At 33.1% G+C, this 8,465-nt stretch carries 16 protein-coding genes; 6 read left to right on the forward strand and 10 right to left on the reverse strand.

What is annotated here, in order from left to right; all coding sequences use genetic code 11:
- Positions 1-141: 141 nt before the first annotated feature.
- The 3 genes from BTA30_RS21740 to BTA30_RS21750 are packed head-to-tail and all read left to right on the forward strand — an operon-like array spanning position 142 to position 2,334.
- Positions 142-1,032 carry a S8 family peptidase gene (locus tag BTA30_RS21740; protein ID WP_094777377.1) on the forward strand — a complete coding sequence of 297 codons (891 nt, stop codon included), beginning with the start codon at positions 142-144 and terminating at the stop codon, positions 1,030-1,032.
- Positions 1,033-1,050: 18 nt separating this feature from the next.
- Positions 1,051-1,944: an SAR2788 family putative toxin gene (locus BTA30_RS21745; RefSeq protein WP_076764061.1), complete on the forward strand. Its 894-nt coding sequence runs from the start codon at positions 1,051-1,053 to the stop codon at positions 1,942-1,944.
- A 30-nt stretch (positions 1,945-1,974) separates the two neighbouring features.
- Complete coding sequence (locus BTA30_RS21750) at positions 1,975-2,334, forward strand: hypothetical protein (RefSeq protein ID WP_094777378.1); 360 nt, start codon at positions 1,975-1,977, stop codon at positions 2,332-2,334.
- Between the two features lie 212 nt (positions 2,335-2,546).
- Here BTA30_RS21750 and BTA30_RS21755 read toward each other — a convergent pair whose 3' ends face one another.
- The 6 genes from BTA30_RS21755 to BTA30_RS21775 form a co-directional block, all read right to left on the reverse strand.
- The gene (locus BTA30_RS21755) at positions 2,547-3,524 is read right to left on the reverse strand and encodes a trypsin-like serine peptidase (protein WP_076764066.1); all 978 of its coding nucleotides are present in this window, start codon (positions 3,522-3,524) and stop codon (positions 2,547-2,549) included.
- A gap of 49 nt (positions 3,525-3,573) precedes the next feature.
- The gene (locus BTA30_RS21760; RefSeq protein WP_076764068.1) at positions 3,574-3,948 is read right to left on the reverse strand and encodes a DUF3221 domain-containing protein; all 375 of its coding nucleotides are present in this window, start codon (positions 3,946-3,948) and stop codon (positions 3,574-3,576) included.
- Positions 3,949-4,148: 200 nt separating this feature from the next.
- Complete coding sequence (locus BTA30_RS21765; RefSeq protein WP_239693720.1) at positions 4,149-4,334, reverse strand: hypothetical protein; 186 nt, start codon at positions 4,332-4,334, stop codon at positions 4,149-4,151.
- Positions 4,335-4,355: 21 nt separating this feature from the next.
- Positions 4,356-4,520, reverse strand: coding sequence for a Gabija anti-defense Gad2 family protein (locus BTA30_RS23240; RefSeq protein ID WP_158027678.1), 165 nt, complete (start codon positions 4,518-4,520; stop codon positions 4,356-4,358).
- Positions 4,520-4,699, reverse strand: coding sequence for a hypothetical protein (locus BTA30_RS21770; RefSeq protein ID WP_076764070.1), 180 nt, complete (start codon positions 4,697-4,699; stop codon positions 4,520-4,522). Before BTA30_RS21770 ends, BTA30_RS23240 begins: the two co-directional genes overlap by 1 nt.
- Positions 4,696-4,890: a hypothetical protein gene (locus BTA30_RS21775; RefSeq protein ID WP_076764072.1), complete on the reverse strand. Its 195-nt coding sequence runs from the start codon at positions 4,888-4,890 to the stop codon at positions 4,696-4,698. Before BTA30_RS21775 ends, BTA30_RS21770 begins: the two co-directional genes overlap by 4 nt.
- A gap of 69 nt (positions 4,891-4,959) precedes the next feature.
- Between BTA30_RS21775 and BTA30_RS21780 the strand changes: the two genes are divergently transcribed.
- Entirely contained in the window at positions 4,960-5,640 is a 681-nt protein-coding gene (locus tag BTA30_RS21780) for an SOS response-associated peptidase (protein ID WP_076764074.1), read from the forward strand.
- Between the two features lie 106 nt (positions 5,641-5,746).
- On the opposite strand, the gene BTA30_RS21785 is transcribed toward BTA30_RS21780, so the two are convergent.
- The 4 genes from BTA30_RS21785 to BTA30_RS21800 form a co-directional block, all read right to left on the reverse strand.
- Positions 5,747-6,259, reverse strand: a complete 513-nt coding sequence (locus BTA30_RS21785) for a GNAT family N-acetyltransferase (RefSeq protein ID WP_076764077.1) — start codon at positions 6,257-6,259, stop codon at positions 5,747-5,749.
- Between the two features lie 190 nt (positions 6,260-6,449).
- Entirely contained in the window at positions 6,450-6,629 is a 180-nt protein-coding gene (locus tag BTA30_RS21790) for a hypothetical protein (protein ID WP_076764079.1), read from the reverse strand.
- A 176-nt stretch (positions 6,630-6,805) separates the two neighbouring features.
- Complete coding sequence (locus BTA30_RS21795) at positions 6,806-7,012, reverse strand: hypothetical protein (protein WP_076764082.1); 207 nt, start codon at positions 7,010-7,012, stop codon at positions 6,806-6,808.
- Between the two features lie 165 nt (positions 7,013-7,177).
- Positions 7,178-7,678 carry a hypothetical protein gene (locus BTA30_RS21800; RefSeq protein WP_076764083.1) on the reverse strand — a complete coding sequence of 167 codons (501 nt, stop codon included), beginning with the start codon at positions 7,676-7,678 and terminating at the stop codon, positions 7,178-7,180.
- On the opposite strand from BTA30_RS21800, the gene BTA30_RS21805 reads away from it, so the two are divergent.
- Positions 7,673-8,161: a peptidase G2 autoproteolytic cleavage domain-containing protein gene (locus BTA30_RS21805; RefSeq protein WP_275667424.1), complete on the forward strand. Its 489-nt coding sequence runs from the start codon at positions 7,673-7,675 to the stop codon at positions 8,159-8,161. The genes BTA30_RS21800 and BTA30_RS21805 overlap by 6 nt on opposite strands.
- Before the next feature lie 20 nt (positions 8,162-8,181).
- Positions 8,182-8,340, forward strand: a complete 159-nt coding sequence (locus tag BTA30_RS23245) for a hypothetical protein (protein WP_158027681.1) — start codon at positions 8,182-8,184, stop codon at positions 8,338-8,340.
- Positions 8,341-8,465 lie beyond the last annotated feature (125 nt).

Raw genomic sequence — 8,465 nt, forward strand, 5'->3', positions numbered from 1 at the left:
CAACCTCACTTTGTAACATTCTGTATATTTTTTGAATTTAAAAATTATAGTTTTCCATCTTTACTTACAAATGGGAATATTGTATTATATTTTTTGTGTTATTAAATGATGGTGAAAAAGGTAATTGAAAGAGGTTATTAAATGAAAAAAGTTATCTTCGCTTTAATTTTGTTAATATTACTAGCTAGTTGTACTAATAACAACTACCAAATTTCTTTATCGAAAGGCGACTGTGAAAAAAATTGGACACTTTGCGCTGTTTTCCCAAATGAAAAAGTCAAATTATATTCACCTATGGAACCTATAAAGGTTGCATTATTGGATAGTGGAGTCAGTAGTTCTTTGTCAATTTTTAAGAATAGTTCAATAATTTCATATGATGCTATAAATAACAATCCTACTACCACAGATTCTTTAGGTCATGGCACAGCCTTAGCCAGTATCTTAATGGCTCCTGCTAATAAGCAAACAGTTCATGGAGTATCACCTAAAGTGAAATTATTTGATGTTAAGGTACTTAACGATAAAGGAGGTGGTGACGTTGATGATGTAATTAACGGAATCAATTGGAGTATTAAGCAGGATGTTGACATTATTAATCTTAGCTTTGGTTTTCAAAAAGATGACAAAGGGTTAAAACATGCTATTGACAAAGCAATCGAGAATAATATTGTAGTTATCGCTTCTGCTGGTAATACATTGGGTCTTTCAACAGATTATCCTGCAAAATATCAAAATGTCATATCTGTTTCTTCTGTTGATAAAAACCTAAAAAGAGATAAATTTGCAGCTAAAGGTAAAGTTGATTTTGTTGCACCTGGCGTTCAGGTTCCTGTTTTAACTCCTTTAGGTAAATTAGAAACTGTTAATGGTACATCATTTGCAACAGCTTATGTCACAGGTATAGTATCAAATATCCTATCTAAAAATCCAAAGTTAGAAAGACAAGATGTCTTAAAAATTTTACAGAGCACAGCAAGAGATTTGGGTAAGAATGAAGAGTATGGTTACGGGTTAACACAATATAACTAAGAAAAAGGAGAATCAAGATTGAAGTATTTAATTAGCTTCTTGTTAGCTGTTTTTGTATTTTATAACGTAGGAACAAGTTTTTCCTCTGCAACAACAAATCAAACACAAGACAATAATGAGGAAGAAGTAATTAATAGTGAGGAAATAGAATCTGAAACAGAAGATTTTTTTGGTGAGTCTGTCGATGATGATAATGTTAGCATAGAAAGCCAAGTCGATGGTGATGAAGCAAATATTGAAACAAAGATTGAAACAGATGATTTATCGGTTGACGGTGAACTAGAATTAAATTTAGAAACTAGTGAGATGATAGTTTCCGCAGAAGCAGAAGATGATAACGGTACACTTTTCCAGGGCGATTTTGAAGTGGAATTACAAGATGTAAATGATGACGGAGATTTTATTGCAACTTTAACCGATACTGAAACAGGAGAAGAATTTAAAGTAAATACTGCTGAAGTTCAAGCCTCCTGGTATCCTTTAGTTGTAATTGCTATTACTGTTGCACGTATTGGCATTAAACAAGCTATTAAGAAATTTGGAAAATCCAGTGTTAGCAAAGCAACGAAAAAGTATGGTAAAAAAACCTCCGCGTCTAAAGCCGTAAGAAAAGTAAGTATGTCGAAATTAGATTCTCATTACAAAAAGCACAAAAAAGAGTTTGGCAATATTTCCAAATCTCAATATTTGAATAAAGCACGAACCTTTTTAGGGAAAGCTACTAGCAAAACAGTTCTCCAAAAAAGAAGTAAGAAAAAATTCAATGGCAAATATCGTTATTATAAGTATAATAAAAAGACCAATGAATTTTTGGCAGTAGAACGACAAAAGGATAAGGATGTGATTATTACATATTTCAAGCCAAAACATCCAAATAAAAAAGCTGGTTATGAATATTATAAACGTCAATAATGTAAATAATAAATAAATGGGGGATTAATGTTGGGAAAAAAATTATATTCCTGTCTAGTATGCGGATATAAAGGATTAAATGAAAATCTTTTATGTAATGGCGAATATCAAAAAACATTTGACATTTGTCCATGTTGCAATTTTGAATTTGGCTACAGTGAAGATCATGATGTGAGTTTAGGCTTTATTGTAACTCCAGATCATTTAATTGAAGCTGCATTTCAATTGTATCGTAAACAATGGATAGAGGCTGGAATGAAAATAGCACATCCTGAAGATATTCCAGAAGAATTAAAAAATGGCGAATGCTTAAAATTTGAAGTTTTATTAAAACAATTGAAAAGCCTAAATCTTGACATAGAAAACCTGGATATTGACGGCTTTAATTAATATCAAAACAACTTAGAAAAAGCCCCTAAGGGCTTTTTCTTATCTGCATCAAAATACTCTGTAACTGGTATCATTCAAATATCTTTACGGATATTAAAAAGGATATGGGATACTCTCGTGAATCACTCCCCCACCGTTAGTTCACTTCCAATTCTATTAAAATGACAGTTTTATTTAATAGCTCTGTCATCAGACAGAGCTATTATGATACTCTATTGAGTGTGTGCAAATGCAATAAAATCTCTGAAAGGTTTTGTCATCTTAGGACCACCGTTAATGCTGTCCCCAATACCGCCGCTATACGAGGCATTGTGAACCCCAATTATTTGGCCGCTTGTATTAAATAGTGCTGAACCTGATTGTCCATGGTACGTATCAATTGAATAAAATGCAATACTTTGTGTTTCATCAGATACTTTTCCTGCCATTCTATATTGTGATACAGAACCATCTCTATCATTAAGATCTCCTGGATAACCAGTAATACTAATAGAAGTACCTTTTATATTGGTTACTTCTTTTGTTGGTAGAGTTCCTACTACATCCCCAATATGTCTACCAGGCGTAGGCTCCAGCTTTACCACAGCAAAGTCATAATCACTTGATCCTGTTTTTATATATCCTTGTGGTACAAAATACTTGTCCATTTCATAGGCTCCATAAGAATAGTATGAATTGTTTAACCCAGGTATAGTAAATGCGTATTTTACATAGAGTTTCCTATCCCAATCATATATACAGTGTGCGTTGGTTACAATTAAATCTTTGCCTATAACATTTCCTGTACAGCTATATCCATATTTGTCATTTTCCCCGTAAAAATACGTAAACATTTTATAAGGAGAAACATCGGTGTTACTTACTTTGGTACGTCCATCCGATCCGATTACTTCACTTAAGCTAAATTGAGAAGACAAAGAATTTTTACTAAAGGGTTTCTCAGGCTTCATCTTGCTTACCAACTTGTTAAAATCTTCAGTTTTAAATTTTTCTCCATTTCCCTCAGTCATTTTACTTGGAAGCTTAGATTTGTTTTTCTCAGCGATGCTCTTCACTTCAGAATAAGATATTACCTCTCCATCTGAACTTACCATGTCATAGGGGTTAAACTCTTTTGATTTCCCAAATACTACTGTTGGCAATGCAAGCAAAAGCAGAAAAAAGCCACAAAAAGCAACCAGTTTTTTCATTTGTATCCTCCCTAATGATTATTTGTTCATTTTTATAATAATTGATATTTTATGGATTATCAATAATATTCTTACAATTTTCAAATTTATAAATTCTCGCTTTGGGAGGATTTGATTCTTCAAGTAAATGAAACCATACTTTTATTTTCTGTTTCTTTTTTAGCTCCTCTTTGTTTTTTATATCACTGAGTCCTAGCAAAATCACTTTACTCTTGTACTTTTCAATGATTTCTCTTTCTGTTAGTTTGTAGTCCTCATCTTTAGGTTTTTGGCTCTTAAGAAGGATTGCACTATCCCCTTTCTTGTGCATTATATAGCCTTCAATGCTGAGATTTTCCCCTGTATCATGTTTACCTTCGCTTGTTTGACATCCAGCTCCTGCTAAAACAACAATAATTAAAATTAGCAAAAAAACTCTATTCAACACATCTTCTCCTTTCCAAAATTGCTATATTAACAGTCTAAAACACTGGATTGTCTATTTACAGTTTAAAATCACCTATATCTCTTTTTATGAGGATTGAAATTTGTTTCACAAGAGTTCATTAAAAAGGAATCAGAACTTCTCTTCATACAATGCTTTCTCCAAGCAACCCAGTTCCTCAAGCTCACACTGAACCTTTCCTAATTCACATTTAACTTTTTCAAATTTTTCATTGCCAGTTGTAATCTGTTTGTAAGTCGTCTAATTTCAGCTTCAATATTTTCCTTTTGAGTGAGTAATGCACTTTGTTTCTGAAGTAATTGTTTTCTAACCAAGCTAATTGTTTCTTCTGTACATTGTCCGCCGCATAGTTGTTCTACTGACATTCCTTCATCTCCCTTTTATTTTTAATTAACACTTCTGAAGTATAGATCAATATCATTAATCGCTTTATTATTGAACAGGCTTGTAATTGCACCGCCAGCGACAATCACTTCGAATTTCTTTAAAGATTTCACTAAGTCTTTTCCAAGATAGGCATATAACTTGTTCTTTTCAAATTGATACCCCATTAATTCTCTCCTTTTAATTTATATAAAATTTCTGTTTTAACTAAACCGAATTTTTCAATAAGCTGCAGCAACTCTCTTTTCATTCTGTAGTCAAAAGACATCTCATTAACGAGAAATGCTAATTGGCTAAATGTTTTCCCGCTTGCTCTGCCGATTTTTAATACGGTAAGTTTTTTCATCTAATCCCTCTTCTCAATTTGTTTTTATCCATAACATCAACAACATAAGCTTTATATTCTTTATCCCAATAATGTTCTGTTCTTGCTATGTACTTTTTAAAGCAGCCATCTTCCTCAATCATAAATGTCTGGCCGCGTTCTATTTCAGTGAATTTTTTCTTTGTCCAGATTCCCCTAATCATATGCTGCATCACATTCCTCCTTTTTGATTTTCGTGTATCAAGCCTGTACAATATTAAAAAACCTAAAGGATGATGAACATGTGTGGCAGGTTTACTTTATTCTCTGAATTTGATGACATCATCGAGCAATTCAATATAGATCAATTCTTACCAGAAGACGAATACCACCCAAGCTATAATGTAGCTCCATCACAAAACATCCTGACAATTATCAACGATGGGTCAAACAACCGTTTGGGCAAACTTAGATGGGGTCTTATTCCTCCTTGGGCTAAAGATAAAGACGAAAAGATCGGCTATAAAATCATCAATGCTCGTGCTGAAACATTGGCCGAGAAACCAAGCTTCAGAAAACCGCTTGTTAGTAAACGTTGCATCATCCCAGCCGACAGTTTTTATGAATGGAAACGTCTTGATCCAAAGACTAAGATTCCAATGCAGATTAAACTTAAATCATCCAATCTCTTCGCTTTTGCCGGCTTATACGAAAAGTGGAACACATCAGAAGGTAATTCGTTGTACACTTGCACAATAATTACAACAAAGCCTAATGAGCTTATTGAAGACATTCATGATCGTATGCCGGTTATCCTTACTGATGAGAATGAAAAGGAATGGCTCAACCCTAAAAATACTGATCCTGATTATCTACAAAGCTTGCTACAGCCATATGATGCTGATGATATGGAAGCATACCAGGTTTCATCTTTAGTGAACTCACCTAAAAACAATTCACCTGAGCTCATTGAATCCCATTAAGTACTACTGACATATCGCTTTATATATCATCTTCGCTTAGCTACTATGTTCTAAGTAGTAGGTGATATTTTGTTTGTATCGCCAATGTTACTGCATTCAATATAGTTCATTTCCACTCTTCCTCTAAAATAGCGTAATAATATTCATCCCACCATTCATTGCCTTTTGGAATACATCTTTTGAAAAAGCCTTCTCTTCTCATTCCGATTTTCTCCATAACTCGGTATGACGGAATATTCTCAGGTTGACAAGTGGCTATAATCCTATGTAATTTCATTTCTTTAAATCCATATTCCAAGATCGCTTGTGCTGCTTCAGAAGCATATCCTCTATTATGATAATTTGGATTAAACACCCACCCAATCTCATATGTATGTTCACCAAAATACTTATAAAAAACAATATGGCCTATAAGACGATCTTCATCTATTAGTACTACAGGAAATTTTTCAGCGTTATCACCTTTGTTTTTATTTACAAATTCTTTTGCATCTTCTTCAGTAAAAATCCCTTCTGGTATATACTTCATAACATTAATATCTGATGTATATTCATATACAGCTTGCCAATCTTCGAATTCAAATTCACGTATCAATAACCTTTTTGTTGTTATATGCATTAAAATAACTCCCCTCAAAAATACTTAAACTTAGTCTTATTTCGATATAAAGACGACAATAACCTCTTTAAATACTACCCTTATTCACAAACAACGCAAGGAATTTTTGATAGGGAACAAGCAAAGAATGCTTCTTCAGCATTGTCTAGATTCCTCCTTAAAAACACTTTAAAATATGCATTTTATTCTTTTATTTATTAAATAGCTGATATATGTTTTCCATACTATCCATCATACCAGTTACATCTAAATCATAATTCTCTAATAACTCGTTTTCTAATTCTTCATACCTCTTATCAATCTCTAACTTATATTCTCTAGCTACCATTAGCATAGATTTAAAAGCGTGAGTTATATCCATCTCATTCATAATACCGCCCCTTTATATGAAATATATTTTTCATTTTAATTTGTTTTTAATAGCAATGAATAATATTTTGTTGCAATCTTCCCCGCTTGGGGAACGCTTTGTGCTTAATGCCTGTTTATAGTCGCCCAGATGACTGTTATATACTCGCACCTCATATATTAACTTTTAATTTGTTTTCATTTTTGTTTAAATAATCTTTTTTGTGTTATTACCCAGTCGCCAATCTTTTCGACAACTTCACAAAAATCATTATTAAATGGGTAATCATCACAAAGATTACTGTCTGTTAGGCTGTCGGCTTGCTCCCAAAATTCCCGGATCTCATATGCTGAATTTTTGAACTGTGTTAATGCGTTTTGTAATTTTTCGTTGTTGTGTGTCATTGTTCAATCCTTCCCATCTATGTAAAATATCTTTTACTCGCAATATTCTTCCGTTACACTGATTTCAAAAGAACTATTATCACTCTCGACACTGCTAGTATTCAAACCTTTCATACACTCGTATACTTCAAAAGAATTGCATGACGTTCTAGGCATATTCCCTGTCTATGCTAATACTGGTTCTTTCAATTCTCTAGCTTTCTCGATACTGTCTGATAATTTGACTAGGCCTTCATATGCATTTTCAAGGCTTCTCCGCTTACGAGATCCCAACATAATTCGATTTGTTCTGATGACGAATTTTGATTTTCTTTTTCTTCTTTTCTCCTTCCACTCTTCTTTTAAGAAATCTGTTGATTTATATACACTCTTTACTTCTTCTAATGGTGCAATGAGATAATTGTCAATTAGTGATTCAATAATGTCTTGATTTTTTAATTCCCCATCATGAAACACTGTTAAAGGTATATATCTTAATTCAAAATCCTCCAATGGTTCACAATATTTCTTTTCTAAATTATCTTTAATTACATTTGCCGTCTGCTGGTGCTTAGTCTTTAGATAATTTTTTGGAAACCAATCAGAAACGTAAACGCAATAAGTATGTCTATAATTTCCCTTTCCACGACTATCTTTTAATCTTACATAGATTTCAGTTGTATTCATCTAGATGGTAAACGCATACCTTCTGGAACGATCGTAACCCTTGAAAAAAATAAAATAAGACCAGCTCAAAAATCAGAATTTATGCTCGGCGTTATATCTGAAACTGCTGGAACTGTACTTGGCAGTGCAGAGGTTTATTGGAAGGATCGCTACCTGAAAAATGAATTCGGCGATCTTATTTATGAAGATGTCCTTGATGAAAAAACAGGTGAATATGTTAAAATGCCCGTTGAAAACTCTGAATGGAAGTCAAAAAAAGAATATATACCAAGAGATCAAAGACACGAATGGAATATCATAGGGCTTGTTGGACAAGTTTATGTCCGTATCGATGAAACTGTTGAAGTTGGTAACAGCATTGAAGCCAATGATGGAATGGCCACAAAATCAAAAGATTCTTCGCAGCGCTGGAGGGTCATGGAGATTACAAAACCATACTCCAAAAAGGATGGATACGGAGTTGCAATTTGCTTTATAAGATAAAGCCTTGATTGGAGGTTCAAATGAATACATTAAGCTTCTATAACACAAAGAAAGACAAGTGGGAAGACATACATACCGTTGCGATTACAGATGGAAAAGTAATTCTTACTGCAACTGAACTCTTTGAGAAATTAAAAACTTTAGAGAATGAAGTTGCAAAATTAAAGAGCAAAACTTAAGGGGGGTGATTATGTTCTAGATAAAACTTAGATTTTATTTAAATTACATAACAGAAAAACAGAGAAAACAAGAGCAAAAGTGAGAACAAGAGAGATTGGCAATTAACCAGTCTCTCTTTTTTATG

It is taken from the genome of Bacillus swezeyi (assembly GCF_001969815.1).
GTDB lineage: Bacteria > Bacillota > Bacilli > Bacillales > Bacillaceae > Bacillus > Bacillus swezeyi.

Bases quoted from the DNA above. Each gene is read 5' to 3' on its own strand.
- BTA30_RS23240 (WP_158027678.1), bottom strand. From the start codon at position 4,520: ATGGGGTATCAATTTGAAAAGAACAAGTTATATGCCTATCTTGGAAAA.
- BTA30_RS21775 (WP_076764072.1), bottom strand. From the start codon at position 4,890: ATGCAGCATATGATTAGGGGAATCTGGACAAAGAAAAAATTCACTGAA.
- BTA30_RS21770 (WP_076764070.1), bottom strand. From the start codon at position 4,699: ATGAAAAAACTTACCGTATTAAAAATCGGCAGAGCAAGCGGGAAAACA.
- BTA30_RS21795 (WP_076764082.1), bottom strand. From the start codon at position 7,012: ATGACACACAACAACGAAAAATTACAAAACGCATTAACACAGTTCAAA.
- BTA30_RS21790 (WP_076764079.1), bottom strand. From the start codon at position 6,629: ATGAATGAGATGGATATAACTCACGCTTTTAAATCTATGCTAATGGTA.
- BTA30_RS21800 (WP_076764083.1), bottom strand. From the start codon at position 7,678: ATGAATACAACTGAAATCTATGTAAGATTAAAAGATAGTCGTGGAAAG.
- BTA30_RS21765 (WP_239693720.1), bottom strand. From the start codon at position 4,334: ATGTCAGTAGAACAACTATGCGGCGGACAATGTACAGAAGAAACAATT.
- BTA30_RS21755 (WP_076764066.1), bottom strand. From the start codon at position 3,524: ATGAAAAAACTGGTTGCTTTTTGTGGCTTTTTTCTGCTTTTGCTTGCA.
- BTA30_RS21785 (WP_076764077.1), bottom strand. From the start codon at position 6,259: ATGCATATAACAACAAAAAGGTTATTGATACGTGAATTTGAATTCGAA.
- BTA30_RS23245 (WP_158027681.1), top strand. From the start codon at position 8,182: ATGAATACATTAAGCTTCTATAACACAAAGAAAGACAAGTGGGAAGAC.
- BTA30_RS21740 (WP_094777377.1), top strand. From the start codon at position 142: ATGAAAAAAGTTATCTTCGCTTTAATTTTGTTAATATTACTAGCTAGT.
- BTA30_RS21780 (WP_076764074.1), top strand. From the start codon at position 4,960: ATGTGTGGCAGGTTTACTTTATTCTCTGAATTTGATGACATCATCGAG.